This window comes from Nocardia sp. NPDC051570 (genome assembly GCF_044454005.1).
Taxonomy (GTDB): domain Bacteria; phylum Actinomycetota; class Actinomycetes; order Mycobacteriales; family Mycobacteriaceae; genus Nocardia.
This window is the reverse complement of record NZ_JBITDI010000005.1, coordinates 492,925-508,446: the sequence shown is the minus strand read 5'-3', so window position 1 is coordinate 508,446 and position 15,522 is coordinate 492,925. Positions and strand designations below refer to the sequence as shown.

Annotated in this window: 11 protein-coding genes; 10 read left to right on the top strand and 1 reads right to left on the bottom strand. The window is 67.7% G+C overall.

All coding sequences use genetic code 11. The features are described from left to right. Nucleotides 1-116 precede the first annotated feature (116 nt). Together ACIA76_RS15675 and ACIA76_RS15670 are read left to right on the top strand one after the other, a co-directional pair. Nucleotides 117-611, top strand: a complete 495-nt coding sequence (locus ACIA76_RS15675; RefSeq protein WP_397152467.1) for a hypothetical protein — start codon at nt 117-119, stop codon at nt 609-611. Between the two features lie 70 nt (nt 612-681). Continuing rightward, nucleotides 682-2,877: a molybdopterin-dependent oxidoreductase gene (locus ACIA76_RS15670; protein ID WP_397152466.1), complete on the top strand. Its 2,196-nt coding sequence runs from the start codon at nt 682-684 to the stop codon at nt 2,875-2,877. Here the strand turns inward: ACIA76_RS15670 and ACIA76_RS15665 are convergent. After that, nucleotides 2,864-3,325 carry a GtrA family protein gene (locus ACIA76_RS15665; protein ID WP_397152465.1) on the bottom strand — a complete coding sequence of 154 codons (462 nt, stop codon included), beginning with the start codon at nt 3,323-3,325 and terminating at the stop codon, nt 2,864-2,866. The two genes, ACIA76_RS15670 and ACIA76_RS15665, sit on opposite strands and share 14 nt — an antisense overlap. 219 nt (nt 3,326-3,544) lie before the next feature. Between ACIA76_RS15665 and ACIA76_RS15660 the strand changes: the two genes are divergently transcribed. The 8 genes from ACIA76_RS15660 to ACIA76_RS15625 all read left to right on the top strand — a co-directional run bounded on the left by ACIA76_RS15660 (nt 3,545) and on the right by ACIA76_RS15625 (nt 15,498). Next, nucleotides 3,545-5,005, top strand: a complete 1,461-nt coding sequence (locus ACIA76_RS15660; RefSeq protein ID WP_397152464.1) for an FAD-binding protein — start codon at nt 3,545-3,547, stop codon at nt 5,003-5,005. Then, nucleotides 5,005-5,766, top strand: a complete 762-nt coding sequence (locus ACIA76_RS15655; protein WP_397152463.1) for a decaprenylphospho-beta-D-erythro-pentofuranosid-2-ulose 2-reductase — start codon at nt 5,005-5,007, stop codon at nt 5,764-5,766. Before ACIA76_RS15660 ends, ACIA76_RS15655 begins: the two co-directional genes overlap by 1 nt. A gap of 46 nt (nt 5,767-5,812) precedes the next feature. Beyond that, complete coding sequence (locus ACIA76_RS15650) at nt 5,813-6,061, top strand: hypothetical protein (RefSeq protein WP_397152462.1); 249 nt, start codon at nt 5,813-5,815, stop codon at nt 6,059-6,061. Beyond that, on the top strand, nt 6,061-6,468 hold the full coding sequence (locus ACIA76_RS15645) for a hypothetical protein (RefSeq protein WP_397152461.1): 408 nt from the start codon (nt 6,061-6,063) through the stop codon (nt 6,466-6,468). The genes ACIA76_RS15650 and ACIA76_RS15645 overlap by 1 nt, the downstream gene beginning before the upstream one ends. Next, nucleotides 6,465-6,620 (top strand): hypothetical protein, encoded by a 156-nt coding sequence (locus ACIA76_RS15640; protein ID WP_397152460.1) that lies wholly within the window; start codon nt 6,465-6,467, stop codon nt 6,618-6,620. Before ACIA76_RS15645 ends, ACIA76_RS15640 begins: the two co-directional genes overlap by 4 nt. Nucleotides 6,621-6,665: 45 nt before the next feature. Continuing rightward, nucleotides 6,666-8,630, top strand: a complete 1,965-nt coding sequence (locus ACIA76_RS15635) for a galactan 5-O-arabinofuranosyltransferase (protein WP_397152459.1) — start codon at nt 6,666-6,668, stop codon at nt 8,628-8,630. Nucleotides 8,631-8,839: 209 nt separating this feature from the next. Beyond that, nucleotides 8,840-12,115 carry an arabinosyltransferase domain-containing protein gene (locus ACIA76_RS15630; RefSeq protein ID WP_397152458.1) on the top strand — a complete coding sequence of 1,092 codons (3,276 nt, stop codon included), beginning with the start codon at nt 8,840-8,842 and terminating at the stop codon, nt 12,113-12,115. Nucleotides 12,116-12,183: 68 nt separating this feature from the next. Further along, nucleotides 12,184-15,498 (top strand): arabinosyltransferase domain-containing protein, encoded by a 3,315-nt coding sequence (locus tag ACIA76_RS15625; protein ID WP_397152457.1) that lies wholly within the window; start codon nt 12,184-12,186, stop codon nt 15,496-15,498. Nucleotides 15,499-15,522: the final 24 nt, after the last annotated feature.

Sequence of the window (15,522 nt, the reverse complement as noted above, 5' to 3'; positions counted from 1 at the left end):
TGATCTTGTGACGAATGCGACGTTGAGCAAGAAAGTTTCGTGAAGCTGTAACACCACCGATGGCCAGGCCCGATTAGTCCCATGAACACCCAAGCAGGACCTGATCTATCCGGGGAATGGAGAAGACAGTGCGTACGACGTTTCCGACTTCCGTCCAGGCGGCGACCGTGGCCGCCGCCGCGCAGGACTACATCCGGCGCGGTTGGACGGTCGCTGAAACGGCCAACGGCATCTGCCTCATCACCGACGAGGACATCGCGGGCATCGAGGTCACCGGTGAGCTCGCCGCGACCGTGCGCCGCTTCCTGCGGGCGAACAACCTGTCCGGTCCGGTGATCGAGATCCCGGGTGCCGAACGCCGCGAGATTCATCTCGTGACGGGCATCCGCAAGGCCGAGATGGCCCTGGCGGCGCTGCGTGAGGCCGGCATCACCGTCTACACCGACGGTGACGGCATCCCGCTGCCTCCGACCCAGCTCTCGGCCGGCTCCGCCTGCTGGGGCGTGGCCCCGAACGAGGCCCGCTGGGTTCCGCCGCTGGTGGCCGTCGCCGCCGCCGTCCGGGCCGCCAACTCGGGGCGCAAGCCCCAGCTCGCCCGCATCGCCAGCTGACCACAGCACACCGAAACCGCGAGAGTCATTGCTCTCGCGGTTTCGTTCGTCCGCGGGCGATGATGGTCGTATGACGAGCGTCACAGACGATACCCGGAAGCTGCTGCGCACCTGCCCGCTGTGTGAGGCGGTATGCGGGCTGGAGATCACCCTCGATGCGCACGACCATGTGGTGGGCGTGCGGGGCGATCGGGAGGATCCGTTCAGCCGAGGGTTCCTCTGCCCGAAGGGCGCGAGTCTGGGGCGGCTGGACGAGGATCCGGATCGGTTGAGCCAGCCGATGATTCGGGATCGGGCCACCGACAGTTGGCGCACCGCCTCGTGGAACGAGGCCTTCGATCTGATCGCCGAGCGGTTTCCGGCCGTGGTCGCCGAATACGGACGGCAGTCGGCGGCACTGTATCTGGGCAATCCGAACGCGCACACCATCGCGGGCATGATGTACGCGCCCGTGCTGATCCGAGCGTTGGGCACGCGCAACATCTATTCGGCCAGCACCGCCGATCAGATGCCCAAACAGGTGGCCTCGGGGCTGATGTTCGGCGATCCGACGACCGTCGCGGTCCCCGATCTGGACCGCACCGACTATCTGCTGATGCTGGGCGCCAATCCGCTCGAATCCAACGGATCGCTGTGCACCGCACCGAATTTCCCCGGCCGGCTCGAGGCCCTGCGCACGCGGGGCGGGCGGCTGGTGGTGGTGGATCCGCGCCGCACCCGCACCGCCGAACTCGCCGACGAGCATCTGTTCATCCGGCCCGGCAGCGATGCCTACCTGCTGTTCGGCATCGTGCACACGCTGTTCGCGGAGAATCTGACCGAGGTGCTCGTCGAGGCGAGCGGTATCGACGAGATCCGTACGGCCGCCGCGCCGTTCACGCCCGCGGCGGTGGCCGGGCGCACCGGTATCGCGGCCGAGACCGTCATGCGGCTGGCCCGCGAACTCGCCGCCGCGCCGACGGCCGCCGTGTACGCCCGAATGGGCACCTGCACAGCCGAATTCGGCACGCTGACCCAATGGCTGGTCGACGTGATCAACGTGCTCACCGGCAATCTGGACCGGCCCGGCGGCGCGATGTTTCCCACCGCCGCCGCGCAGACCATCGTCCGCAGCCGCCCGTTCCGCACCGGCCGCTGGACCAGCCGGGTGCGCGAATTGCCCGAGGCCATGGGCGAATTCCCGGTCGCGACGCTGGCCGAGGAGATCCATACGCCGGGCGAGGGCCGAGTGCGGGCGCTCATCACGGTCGCGGGTAATCCGGTGCTCTCGGTGCCCAGCGGCGCGCGGCTGGACTCGGCACTGCGCGAACTCGAGTTCATGGTCAGCGTGGATCATTACCGCAACGAGACCACCCGGCATGCCGATGTCATCCTGCCGCCGCCGCGGAGCCTGCAGGCGTCACATTACGATTTCGCGCTGCTGCAGTTCGCGGTGCGCAACTACGCGCGGTACTCGCGGCCGCTGATGCCGCTGCGCGATCGGCCCTCGGAGCCGGAGATCCTGGCGCGGCTGGCACTCGCGGTGTCCGGGCAGTCGACCGAACCGGGCCACGATCCGGTCGAGACCGTCGACGAGCTGATCATCGCCGGGACGCTGCAGGCGGCGGGCATGGCGGATCGGCGCGCGGAGTTGATCGGCGACAACAGCACGGAGCAGCGCATCGACATGATGGTGCGGCTGGGACCCTACGGCCAGTGGCGTGGGGGTTCGCTGAATCTGCGGGCGCTGCTGGACAATCCGCACGGCATCGACCTCGGTCCGCTGCGGCCGCGACTGCCCGCGATACTGCGCACGGCGACGAGGACGGTGGAGCTCGCGCCGCCGCTGATGCTCGCGGATGTGGATCGGCTGCGGGCCGGACTCGACGAGGCGGCGCCGGATGTGGTGCTGATCGGGCGGCGGCAGCTGCGCTCCAACAACAGCTGGATGCATAACGTGCCGACGCTGGTCGGCGGGTCCAATACCTGCACCCTGCATATCCATCCCGACGATATGTCCCGGTTCGGACTGGACGGGCAGGCCGTGATCAAATCGGCCGCGGGCAGCCTCGTCGTCACGCTGGAGCCGACCGAGAAGATCATGCCCGGGGTCGTGAGCCTGCCGCACGGATGGGGACATGCCGACAGCACCCAATCGGTCGCCCGGACGCACGCCGGGGTGAATGCCAATGTGCTGACCGATGATTCGCTGGTCGACGTGCCCTCGGGGAATGCGGTGTTCAACGGGGTGCCCGTGACGTTGTCCCCGGCGGCTAGCGGATCTTGAAGATCACCGCGCGCTGGACGATGAAGTTGATCACGGTGGCGGTGCCCTGCGCGACGACGAAGGCCAGCGGCTTGCGCCACCAATCGTCCGGCAGAGCGGAGAACATGATCTGGTTGATGCCGACCTGGACGGCGAAGGTGACCGCATACAGCGCGACGACGGCCAGGAAGCGCCTGCGGCTGGGCTCGGCCTGGAAGGTCCAGCGCCGGTTGATCAGATAGGCGGTGGTCGTGCCCGCGATGAAGCTGATCGACTTGGCCACCGCGACCGGCAGCCCGGCCGCGTCCATCAGCAGCATGTAGAGGCCGAAGTCGATGATCGCGGAGAATCCGCCCGACAGCACGAACCGGATCATCTGCGTCTTCAGATCGACATCCGTACCGCCCGGCTCGTCGACCAGGGGCAGTTCGGGCGGCAGAGGCAGATGGGGTTCCGCGGTCACGGGCACGAGCCTAACCGGGCCGCGGCTTATCCTTCCCGGTGAGTTCTCCCTTGTTCCCGGTTCTCCGCATCTTGTTGCCGGTTGTCCTCATCTTGTTCCCCAGTTCTCCGCATCTTGTTCCCCGGTTCTCCGCATCTTGTTCCCCGGTTCTCCTCATCTTGTTCCCGGCGAATGCCGGGACAGTTGAGACAAAGGGCCCAAGGTCCGGCCATACATGTAGCCTCTATGCCGATGTCCACGAAAGCTCAGACCTCCACCGCCGCGGGTTCTGCCGACACGGCGAGCAACGGCGTGTACGCGCTTCCGACGCGCACCCGCAGGCTGACCGGATGGGGTCGCACCGCACCAACCTCCGCCGAAGTGCTTTCGACCAGCGATCCGGAGCTGATCGTCAAAGCCGTTTCCATGGTCGCGGAGGACAACGAATCCAAGCCGGCCCATCTGCGCCGCGGTGTCATCGCGCGCGGACTCGGCCGGTCCTACGGCGATAACGCGCAGAACGCGGGCGGTCTCGTCGTCGATATGACCGCGCTGAACAACATCCATCGGATCGATCGCGACTCTCGCCTGGTCGATGTCGACGCGGGTGTGAACCTGGATCAGCTGATGAAGGCCGCGCTGCCGTTCGGCCTCTGGGTGCCGGTGCTGCCCGGCACCAGGCAGGTCACCATCGGCGGGGCGATCGGCTCCGATATCCACGGTAAGAACCATCACAGCGCGGGCAGCTTCGGCAACCATGTGCGCTCGATGGATCTGCTCACCGCCGACGGCACGGTCCACCACATCACCCCCAAGCGCAACGCGAAGCTGTTCTGGGCCACCATCGGCGGCTGCGGACTCACCGGCATCATCCTGCGGGCCACCATCGAGATGACCCCGACCGAGACGGCGTACTTCATCGCCGACGGCGATGTCACCGAGACGCTCGAGGACACCATCGCGTTCCACAGCGACGGCTCCGAGGATCGCTACGAGTACAGCTCGGCCTGGTTCGACGCGATCAGCCCGGAACCGAAGCTGGGCCGCGCCGCCATCTCGCGCGGCAATCTGGCCACACTGGATCAGCTGCCGAAGAAGCTGCAGGCCGATCCGCTGCGGTTCAACGGTAAGACGTTCCTGACGCTGCCGGACGTCTTCCCGAACGGGCTGGCCAACAAGTACACCTTCACCCCGATCGGCGAGCTCTGGTACCGCAAGTCGGGCACCTATCGGGGGAAGGTCCAGAATCTGACGCAGTTCTATCACCCGCTGGACATGCTGGGTGAATGGAACCGCGGCTATGGTTCGAACGGCTTCCTGCAGTACCAGTTCGTGGTTCCGCCCGAGGCCGTCGAGGAGTTCAAGAGCATCATCCGCGACATCCAACGGTCCGGGTTCTATTCGTTCCTCAACGTCTTCAAGCTGTTCGGAGCGGGAAATCAGGCGCCGCTGAGCTTCCCGATGCCGGGTTGGAACATCTGCGTGGACTTCCCGATCAGGGCGGGTCTCAACGAGTTCGTCTCCGAATTGGACCGGCGCGTCCTGGAATTCGGCGGTCGGCTCTACACCGGTAAGGACTCCCGCACCACCGCGGAGACCTTCCATACGATGTACCCCCGGATCGACGACTGGATCAAGGTCCGTCGAACTGTCGATCCCACAGGCGTTTTCATGTCCGATATGGCGAGAAGGCTGGAGCTGCACTAGTGATCAACGCGGTAGGGAACCCGCAGGCGATTCTGCTCCTGGGTGGAACCTCGGAGATCGGCCTCGCGATTGTCACCGAGTACCTGAAGAAGGGCCCGGCGCGCGTCATCCTCGCGGCGCTGCCGGGCGATCCGCTACGCGCGGACGCGGTCGCGCAGATGGAGGCCGCCGGCGCGGCGAAGGTCGAGCTGATCGACTTCGACGCGCTCGAGACCGAGAGCCATCCCAAGGTGATCGACGCGGCCTGGGCCGACGGCGATGTGGACGTGGCGATCGTGGCCTTCGGCATCGACGGCGACGGCGAGGAGTTCTGGCAGAACCAGCGCAAGGCCGTGGCGATGGCCGGGATCAACTACACCGCCGCGGTATCGGTGGGCGTGCTGCTCGCGGAGAAGATGAAGGCGCAGGGCTACGGTCGCATCCTGGCCATGTCCTCGGTCGCGGGCGAACGGGTCCGCCGCTTCAACTTCGTCTACGGCTCCACCAAGGCCGGCCTCGACGGCTTCTACCTGGGTCTGGGCGAGGCCCTGCGCCCCTTCGGCCCCCGCGTCACGGTCATCCGCCCCGGCATGGTCCGCACCAAACTCTCCGCGCACGCCAAGGAGAACGGCCTCACGATCGATAAGGAGGACGTGGCGACCCTCGCAGTCGCGGCCTCGGAGAAGGGCAAGGAGATCGTCTGGGCCCCGGGAACCATCCGCTGGGTGATGGCGATCCTGCGCCACATCCCGCGCCCGATCTTCCGCAGGCTGCCCGTCTGAGCCATCGGCCCTGCGGCGATCGGTATGTATAGGATACGATTTCGGTATGGCCAAGACGCGGAAGGTGACGGTCACCGTCCCCGAGCAGGTGGCCGATACGCTCAGCAAGTGGGCCGAGTCCGGTGACATCGATTCCGTATCGGCCTACGTAGCGGAGTCGGTGCAGCAGCGCATGAACCGGGATGAGTCGCTGCGCAGATTGGCCGCGGCCTTCGGCGGGCCGCCGCCGGCCGAGATGGTGGCCGATGTCCTACGCAAGCTGGGCCGCCCGGATCTGATCAACGGCGCGGCCTGATGCCGACCGCCATCGGCGGTTACGTCCTGGACGTGGCCGCATTGGTCGGCGCATGCCGTCGCCATCCCTATCCCGAGGCCGTGGTCTGGGGCACCGTGCTCACCGATGGCGTGATCGTGGTGCCCGCGGCGGTGCTCGCCGAAGCTCGCGCCCGAATACCCGTGTCCGGCACAGATATTCTCGAGGCGATCCTCGGCCTGCCCAACACGGTCATCGTGGATCTCGATCCCGTCGGCGCCGATCGATGCGGAGTTCTGCTGTCCCGGCTCACCGACGACGAGCGCGAGAAGGTGTCCGCCGCCCAGGCGACCGCGGAGGCCATCAGCCGGGGCTGGCCGGTGGCCACCGACCGCGGATCGCTGCTCAACAGACTCGATCCCGAGGCCGATGTGGATCAGCTGCCATGAATGTCGAGCAGGCGACATCGCCACGGCGACTTTCCTTCGCGGGCACGGTCACCGCGCCGCCGGATTTCGCCACTACCTCCGCCGAGGTGCTGCGGCGCGAACTCGGCGATTCGAATACCGCCGTTACCGGCCGCCCGGCCGGTCGTGGTTAGGCTGGCGCTCGGCTGAATCGCGGGCGACAGGAAACCGGAGGCGGCGTGCGGGCATTCGTGCGGCAGGTGGGTAGTGGGGTTGGGGAGGCCGTATTCGCGGTTGTCGTCGCCGTGGTGGTGGGGGCGGTGGGGTTGTATGCGTTTTCGACGGTGAAGTGGCCCGCCTTCGATTCGTCGAATGTGACTCGGGCGCTGACCACCGTGGGGCAGGTGGGGGCGGCGGCGGTGTTGGTGGCCGCGGTGGTGCTGATTCGGTTGCGGCGGTGGCCCTGGGTGGCGAAAGCGCTTTCCTGGGTGGGGATTTCGGGGTTCGTGACGGTGACATTGGGAATGCCGCTGGCGGCCACCAAGCTGTATCTGTTCGGGATCTCGGTGGATCAGGAGTTCCGGACCGAGTATCTGACGCGGCTGACCGATAGCGCCGCGCTGCACGATATGACCTACGCCGAGCTGCCGTCGTTCTATCCCGCGGGGTGGTTCTGGGTCGGTGGACGGGTGGCGAATCTGCTCGGGCTGGCCGGGTGGGAGGCGTTCAAGCCGTATGCGATCGTCTCGCTGGCGGTGGCCTCGGTGCTGGCTACGGTGTTGTGGTCCAAGCTGATTCGGGCTGATTGGGCCGTGGCGGTGGGTGCCGCGACCACGGCGGTGATGGTGGCGTTCGCCTCACCGGAGGCCTACAGCGCGGTGCTGGTGATCCTGTTCGCGCCGAGCATGGTGCTGGCGTGGGGCGCGCTGTACCGGCCCGCGGAGTGGTCCGAGAAGGCCGAGGGGGCAGGCGATTACGCGACCGCGCGCGGCTGGGGCGCGGTCACGGGGACCGGATTGTTCGTCGGGCTGTCGGGGATGTTCTACACGCTGTTCTTCGGTATCGCGGTATTCGCCGTGGTGTTGATGGCGGTGGTGGCGTGGGCCGCGCTGCTGTGGCGGCGGCGTGCCGAGGCCGTACATCGGCCGCGGCGCGGCGACGAGCCGGGCGCGCTGGGGTTGCTGTGGCCGATTCTGGTGCGGCTCATCGTGATCGGCGTCATCGCGGGGGTGCTCACGCTGATCACCTGGGGTCCGTACCTGGTGAAGATGCTGTCCGGCGCGCGGTCCGGCAATGCGGCACTGCACTATCTGCCGGAATCCGGAGCGCGCCTGGCATTCCCGATGTTCGATTTCTCCCATCCCCTGCTCGCGGCGCTGTGCCTGCTCGGCACGGTGTGGCTCGTGCTGCGCGCGGGCAGTTCCCGGCGGGCGCAGGCGCTGGGCATCTCGGTGGTGGCGATCTACCTGTGGTCACTGGCCTCGATGGCGGTGACGGCCGGCGGCACCACGCTGCTGGCGTTCCGGCTCGAGCCGATCCTGCAGGTGCTGCTGGCCGCGGCCGGTGCGTTCGGATTCGTGGAGGGCGCCCGGGCGATCTATCAGGCCATCGGCGAACCGGCGCGGCTGCGTGCGGTGGCCGCAGCGGTCGCGGTGCTGGGCGCGCTGACGTTCACCCAGGACATTCCGACCGTGCTGGCCACCGAGATCACCACCGCCTACACCGATACCGACGGCAACGGCCACCGCGCCGATGAGCGCAATCCCTCGGCGGTGCGGCACTATGGCGCGATCGATACCGCGCTCGTCGAGCAGACCCGCCGGCCGCGCGACCGGACCGTGCTGCTGACCGCGGACACCAGCTTCCTCAGCTACTACCCCTACTACGGCTTCCAGGCGCTGACCTCGCACTACGCCAATCCGCTCGCCGATTTCAGGGGCCGGGCCGCCGAGATCAAGCGGTGGAGCGGACTGAAGTCGGCCGCCGAACTGCAGGAGGCCCTGAACCATTGCCCGTGGCGCGGGCCCGATGCGTTCCTGTTCCGGCGCAATGGTGACGAGTACACGCTGCGGCTGGCCGAGGACGTCTACCCGAACGATCCGAATGTGCGTCGCTACAGCGTGGCCTTCGCCAAGACGTTATTCGAGGATCCGCACTTCCAGATCACGGATATCGGGCCGTTCACGCTGGTGGTGCGGCGGTAGGGCCGGGAGGCCTGTGGCCCTTTCCACAACCGATTCGGTCTGTGCATAACACTGTGGAATTAGGGCTTTTCTGTGGATAACTCGGCCTTCGATCAGTCGGCGGCCCGCGGGATCCGGTTCCCATCGCTGTTCCCCGGACGGTACGACGACGGCGTGGGGGTCTGGGATGTCCGAGAGTTGCGGCGCGACGGTAGCTAGCATCATCGACCGTGCGCGCTGACTCTCCCGCGGTATCCCGTGTCCGCCTGATCGCCCTCGTGTCGGGGGTGCTCGGGATACTGCTCGCGGTGCTCACGCCGCTGCTGCCGGTGCGGCAGGATCGAGCGACGCTGGATTGGCCGCAGCCACAGTCGGTGAATGTCGACGCGCCGTTGGTGTCGTATGTGCCGCTGCAGATGCGATTGTCGCTGCCGTGCGCGGCGATTCGCGATCTGCCCAGCGGCACGCTGCTCTCGACCGTGCCCGCGCGGGCGCCCGGCGCGACGTCGAAGGGTCTGGTGGCCAGGGTCACCGACGAGCCCGGCGCGGGACGGATGCTGTCGGTGCTGCTGCGCGATATTCCGCTGCTGTCCGCGCCGATCGCCGAGATCGGCGGATGCACCACGTTCACTGTGGTCTCGACCGCGACCGCGACGACCGCGGAACTCACCGGCGTGCAGCGCAAGGACGGTTCGCCGTTCGTCTCGACCGTCGGCGGCGATGTGCGGCCGCAGATCGTCGGTGTGTTCACCGATCTGGACCGCGCACAGCTCGCGGACGCGCATCTGCATGCCGATATCGACTCGCGCTTCTCCTCCAGCCCGTCGTGGCTGAAGCTGGCGGGAATCATTGGTGCCGCCGTGTTCACGATCATCGCGCTGATCTGCCTGCATCTGATCGATACGGCCGACGGCCGACGGCCGCGCCGCGTCCTGCCCGCGCGCTGGTGGCGTTTCACCGTCGCCGATGCCGTGGTGCTGGGCACGCTGCTGCTGTGGCACATCATCGGCGCGAACACCTCCGATGACGGCTACATCCTGAATATGGCTCGGGCGTCGAAACATTCGGGCTATATGTCCAACTACTACCGCTGGTTCGGGGTGGCCGAGGCGCCGTTCGGCTGGCCGTACGAGGTGCTGGCCTGGATGACCCGGATCAGCGATTCGAGCCCATGGATGCGGCTGCCCGCGCTGCTGGCCGGGATAGCGTGCTGGCTGGTGATCAGCCGGGAGGTGTTGCCGCGCCTGGGCGCTCGCGTGCGTCGCAATGCCATCGCGCGCTGGACGGCCGGTCTGGTCTTCCTGGCCGCCTGGCTGCCCTATGACAACGGGCTGCGCCCCGAACCGCTGATCGCGCTGGGCGCCCTGCTCACCTGGTGCGCCATCGAACGATCCATCGCGACCGGGCGGTTGTTGCCCGCGGCACTGGGCGTGCTCATCGCGGCGTTCTCGCTGGCCGCCGGGCCCACGGGGTTGATCTGCATCGCCGCGCTGATCGCCGGATCGCGACCGGTGTTGCAGCACATCATCAAACGCGCCTCCGGTGAGAAGCCTGCCGGAAACACCGAGAGCTCCATATGGTCCGCGGTGCTCCGCTACGGCGCGCTGCTGGGACCCGGTATCGCCGCCGGAACCCTGGTCCTGGTGGTCGTTTTCGCGGATCAGACGCTGGCCTCGGTGCTCGAGGCGACCCGGGTTCGCACGATCATCGGGCCCAATGTGGCCTGGTTCGACGAGCGGACGCGGTGGGATTCGCTGCTGATGCTCTCGCCGGACGGATCGCTGGCGCGGCGGTTCGGGATTCTCGGAATGCTGCTGTGCCTGGGCGTCTGCGTGCTCGTGATGCTGCGCAAGGGTGGGCGGGTGCCGGGTACCTCACGCGGACCGTCGGCGCGGATCCTCGGCATCGTCTTCATGTCGCTGCTGCTGATGATGTTCACCCCGACCAAGTGGACCCATCACTTCGGCGTCTACGCCGGACTGGCCGGATCGCTGGCGGCGCTGACGGCGATCGCGGTGGGGGTCAACGGGATTCGCGCGCCGTACAACCGATCGCTGTTCGCGGCGGGGGTGTTCTTCCTGCTGGCGGTGACCTTCACCGGATCCAACGGCTGGTGGTATGTGTCCAGCTACGGCGTGCCGTGGTGGGATAAGGCGCCGGTGGTAGCCGGAAAGGGATTGTCCACCCTGTTCCTCGGCCTGTCCGTGCTGTGCGTGCTGTTCGCCGCCTGGCTGTACTACCGCGAGCCGTATCGAAACGACCGGCCGCGCAGGCGTTTCGATCGGTTCGCCATCGAGCCGCTGACCATCGCGGCCGCGGCCATGGTGCTGTTCGAGGTGGCCTCGTTCGGCAAGGCGGCCGTCACCCAGTACCCGGCCTATTCCGTCGCGAAATCGAATCTGCGTGCGCTGGGCGGTGATTCGTGCGGACTCGCCGATGACGTGCTGATGGAGACGAATACGCCGGATTCGCTGCTGCAGCCCTACACCGGAACCGCCGCGGACGGTCTGGCCGCCGACAACGTCGGTTTCACCCCCGACGGGGTCGCGAGCGATCTGACCGCCGATGCGGAGGAAAACGTCGCCGGCGGAGCCAATTCCATCGACTCCGATTCCAAGAACAAGACCAGCCGGACCACGCAGGCGGGCACCGGTGGCGGCAGTACCGCCCAACCGGGTATCAACGGCAGCACCGTCGCGCTGCCCTTCGGCCTGGATCCCGCCCGCACCCCGGTCATGGGCAGCTATATCGCCAAGGACAAACAACAGGCCCATCTCACCTCGCAGTGGTACCGCCTGGACCTGAGCGCCGCCCGCTCCGATGCGGCCTATCGACTGCTCGTCATCACCGCGGCGGGCCGGATCAAATCGGTGAACAAGGACGGCGTGGTCACCTACGGACAGGATCTGCGCGTCGAATTCGGCGACCGGGACGCCGACGGCGGCGTGCGCTCGGTGGGCTCGTTCGTGCCGCTGGATATCGGCGGCGCGCCGTCGTGGCGCAACATGCGGGTGCCGCTGGATCGAATTCCCGCGCAGACCAACGCCGTTCGCATCGTGGCCGTCGCCAACGATTTGACCTCGCGCCAGTGGCTGGCCGTCACTCCGCCGCGGCTGCCGAAGCTCGCGACACTGGATTCGGTGGTCGGCCGCACCGCACCCGTACTCGAGGACTGGCATGTCGGGCTGGCCTTCCCCTGCCAGCGCCCGTTCGATCACAAGGACGGCGTGGCCGAGGTCCCCGCATGGCGAATCCTGCCCGATCGGGTCGGCTCGGATGCCTCCAACGCCTGGCAGGACGATATCGGCGGCGGCCCGCTCGGCTGGACCGGTCTGCTCCTGGACGCCCGCACCCTGCCCGGATATCTCGACGACGACTGGGACCGTGACTGGGGCTCGCTGGAGCGGTTCACCCCCTACTCCGCCGCGACCGCACCGGCCACGGTCGGCGTCACCGTGGCGAACCGCTGGGGGTGGGTGAAGGACGTCCCGATCAAGGCCCGCTGACCCGGGCGCATCGTCGGGTTTCGAGTGAACGTCGTTACTCACAGCACGGGCCTATAACATCACCAACCGTGCCCGACGCCGTAACTGCCGTCTTGACCGAGCCGAGGCCCGCCTCCGCCTCGGCGTCGCCCCGCGACTTTCGCACCGCTCGCCTCATCGCGCTCGTCGCGGGCCTGCTGGGTGCGATATTCGCGGTGGCCACACCGTTCCTGCCGGTACAGCAGACGACCGCGGAGGTGAACTGGCCGCAGGGCGGGACCATCGGCAATGTCGAGGCGCCGCTGATGTCGCAGATCCCGGTGGATCTGCGGGCCAGCATCCCGTGCTCGCTGATCGCGCAGCTGCCAGAGGGCATCGCACTCAACACCGCACCGCAGCAGGGCGATCGGGCCGCGCTGCAGGGGCTGTTCGTGCGGGTCACGCCCGAATCGGTGGATGTGATGGACCGCAACGCCATCGTGGTGTCGGCGAAGCGGTCCGAGCTCGACAGCTGCTCGGCGATCGCCATCACCTCCGATATCGAGCGCACGCGGGCCGAATTCGTCGGCACCGGCATCTCGGGCAAGCTGGACGGCGATCTGCGGCCGCAGGTGGTCGGCGTCTTCTCGGATCTGAAGGGCGAGGCCCCGGCCGGGCTGTCGTTCCACATGACCGTCGACACCCGGTTCACCTCGACGCCGACCTGGATCAAACTGGTCGCGATGATCGCGGCCGTGCTCTGCACGATCATCGCGCTCGGCGCGCTGGCCCGCCTGGACATGAGCGACGGCCGCGGCCACCGGCGCATCCTGCCCGCGCGCTGGCTGAAGCCGACCTGGGCCGACGGCGCGATCATCGGCACGCTGCTGCTGTGGCATTTCGTCGGGGCCAACACCTCCGACGACGGCTACATCCTGTCCATGGTCCGGGTCGCTCCGCATGCGGGCTATCTGGCCAACTACTTCCGCTGGTACAGCGTGCCGGAGGCGCCGTTCGGCTGGTACTACTACGTCATCCAGCTGTTCGCGCAGATCTCCACGGCCAGTCCCTGGGTGCGAATCCCCGCGCTGCTGTGCGGAATCCTGTGCTGGATGGTGATCAGCCGCGAGGTGGTGCCGCGGCTCGGGCGCGCGGTGCGCAATTCGAAGGTGGCGCTGTGGACCGGCGGCCTGGTGTTCCTGGCGTTCTGGCTGCCCTATGACAACGGGCTGCGGTCCGAGCCGATCGTCGCCCTGGGCGCGCTGCTGACCTGGGTGTCGATCGAACGAGCCATCGCCACCGGGCGATTGCTGCCCGCCGGGGTCGCGGTGCTGTTCGCGGCGTTCACACTGGCCGCCGCGCCGACCGGATTGATGTGTGTGGCCGCGCTGCTGGCCGGCATCCGGCCGCTGGTGCGGATCGTGGTGCGGCGGCATCGAGAGGCCGCCGCACGAGCGGGCACGGGCTTCTTCGCCACGTTGTGGGGTTCCTCACTGCCGCTGCTGGCGCCCATCGCCGCGGCCGGATTCCTGGTGCTCACGGTCGTCTACAGCGATCAGACCTTCGCCGCAATCCAGGAGGCCGACCGCGTCCGCAAGATCGCCGGGCCGAATCTGGCCTGGTACGAGGACTATCTGCGGTACTACTACCTGTTCGTCAGTACCGCCGATGGTTCGCTGTCGCGCCGGTTCGCCTTCCTGGTGATGATCCTGTGCCTGGTGACCACCGCGCTGGTACTGCTGCGGCGACGCCGGGTGCCGGGCATCTCCACCGGCCCGACGTGGCGGCTGGTCGGCGTGGTGTTCGGGACGATCTTCTTCATGATGTTCAACCCGACGAAGTGGACCCACCACTTCGGCGCCTATGCGGGCATCGCGGGTTCGCTGGCCGCGGTCACGGCGGTGGCGGTCTCGGCCTCGGCCCTGCGGTCGCGCAAGAACCGCACGGTCTTCCTGGCCGCGCTGCTGTTCATGCTCGCGCTGACCTTCTCGGGTTGGAACGCCTACTGGTACGTGTCCAGCTACGGCGTGCCGTGGTTCGACAGGACCGTCTCGCTGGGCGGTCAGCAGTCCAACACCCTGGTACTGATCCTGTTCGGCCTGGCGCTGGCGCTGGTCGCCTGGCAGGCGCTGCGCGAGGATTACACGAAACCGCCCGCGAGCCCGAAGTCCGCGCGCGGCAGACGTATTCGCCGATTCGCGGCCATCCCGCTGACGGTGGTGGCGGCGCTGATGGTGGCGTTCGAGGTGCTGTCGCTGGTGAAGGGTGCGGTCTCGCAGTATCCGGCGTATTCGCTGGCCCGCTCGAATATCGATGCGGTGCGCGGCAATTCGTGCGGTCTGGCCAATGACGTTCTGGTGGAGACGCATCCGAATGCGGGCCGGCTGAATCCGATCCTCGATCCGGCGAATCCGCCGCGCAACGGCGATCCGCTGTCCGGCGCCGATCCGACCGGCTTCGACCCCAACGGCGTACCGGCCGATCTGAAGGCCGATTCGGTCGAGGTGAAGCCGGGCACCGGCAATACCTCCACCCAGTCGGTGGGCGCCAACTTCGCCGAGGGGCAGAACGCGGGCACCGGCGGCGGCCGGATCGCCGAACCGGGCGTCAACGGCAGCAAAGTCGCACTGCCCTACGGCCTGGATCCGAAGACGACGCCGATCATGGGCAGCTATCAGCTGGGTATGCAGCAGCCCGCGCATCTGACCTCGAGCTGGTACGAACTGCCCGCGCGGTCGGATGACGCGCCGCTGGTGGTCATCTCGGCCGCCGGGCGCATCCTGTCCTTCGATCAGAACGGGACGCTGCAGTACGGCCAGGAGCTGCTGCTCGAGTACGGCAAGCGCCAGCCCGACGGCAGCGTGACCGCCGAGGGTAAGTACGTGCCGCGCGATATCGGCCCATGGCCGGCGTGGCGGAATCTGCGGGTGCCGCTGTCGGAGCTCTCGGCCGATGCCGATGCGGTGCGCATCGTCGCCAACCGCAATGTGCTGATCGGCGACCAATGGCTGGCCTTCACCCCGCCGCGGGTGCCGAAGCTGGTGTCGCTCAACAGCTTCCTCGGCCCCACGCAGCCCATCCTGGAGGACTGGGCGGTGGGCCTGCAGTTCCCGTGCCAGCAGCCGTTCCTGCATCGCGACGGCGTGGCGACCATGCCGAACTACCGCATCAAGCCGGACCGTCCGCTGGCGGTCAGCTCGACCGACACCTGGCAGGCCGAGGAGTTCGGCGGCCCACTCGGTTTCGCGAACATGCTGGCCGGCGCCACCACCGTCCCGACCTATCTGAAGGACAACTGGGCGCGCGACTGGGGTTCGCTGGAACGCTACGACCGCTACTACCCCGACGCCAAGCCCGCCGAGATCCAGACGGGCACGGCCACCCGCTCCGGACTCTGGTCGCCGGGACAGATGAAGATGTACTGATCGACGGACCGGGACAGCGGGCGG

Excerpts from the sequence above, each read along its gene's own strand:
- ACIA76_RS15650 (WP_397152462.1), top strand. The coding sequence starts at position 5,813 with ATGGCCAAGACGCGGAAGGTGACGGTCACCGTCCCCGAGCAGGTGGCC.
- ACIA76_RS15675 (WP_397152467.1), top strand. The coding sequence starts at position 117 with ATGGAGAAGACAGTGCGTACGACGTTTCCGACTTCCGTCCAGGCGGCG.
- ACIA76_RS15640 (WP_397152460.1), top strand. The coding sequence starts at position 6,465 with ATGAATGTCGAGCAGGCGACATCGCCACGGCGACTTTCCTTCGCGGGC.
- ACIA76_RS15660 (WP_397152464.1), top strand. The coding sequence starts at position 3,545 with ATGCCGATGTCCACGAAAGCTCAGACCTCCACCGCCGCGGGTTCTGCC.
- ACIA76_RS15645 (WP_397152461.1), top strand. The coding sequence starts at position 6,061 with ATGCCGACCGCCATCGGCGGTTACGTCCTGGACGTGGCCGCATTGGTC.
- ACIA76_RS15670 (WP_397152466.1), top strand. The coding sequence starts at position 682 with ATGACGAGCGTCACAGACGATACCCGGAAGCTGCTGCGCACCTGCCCG.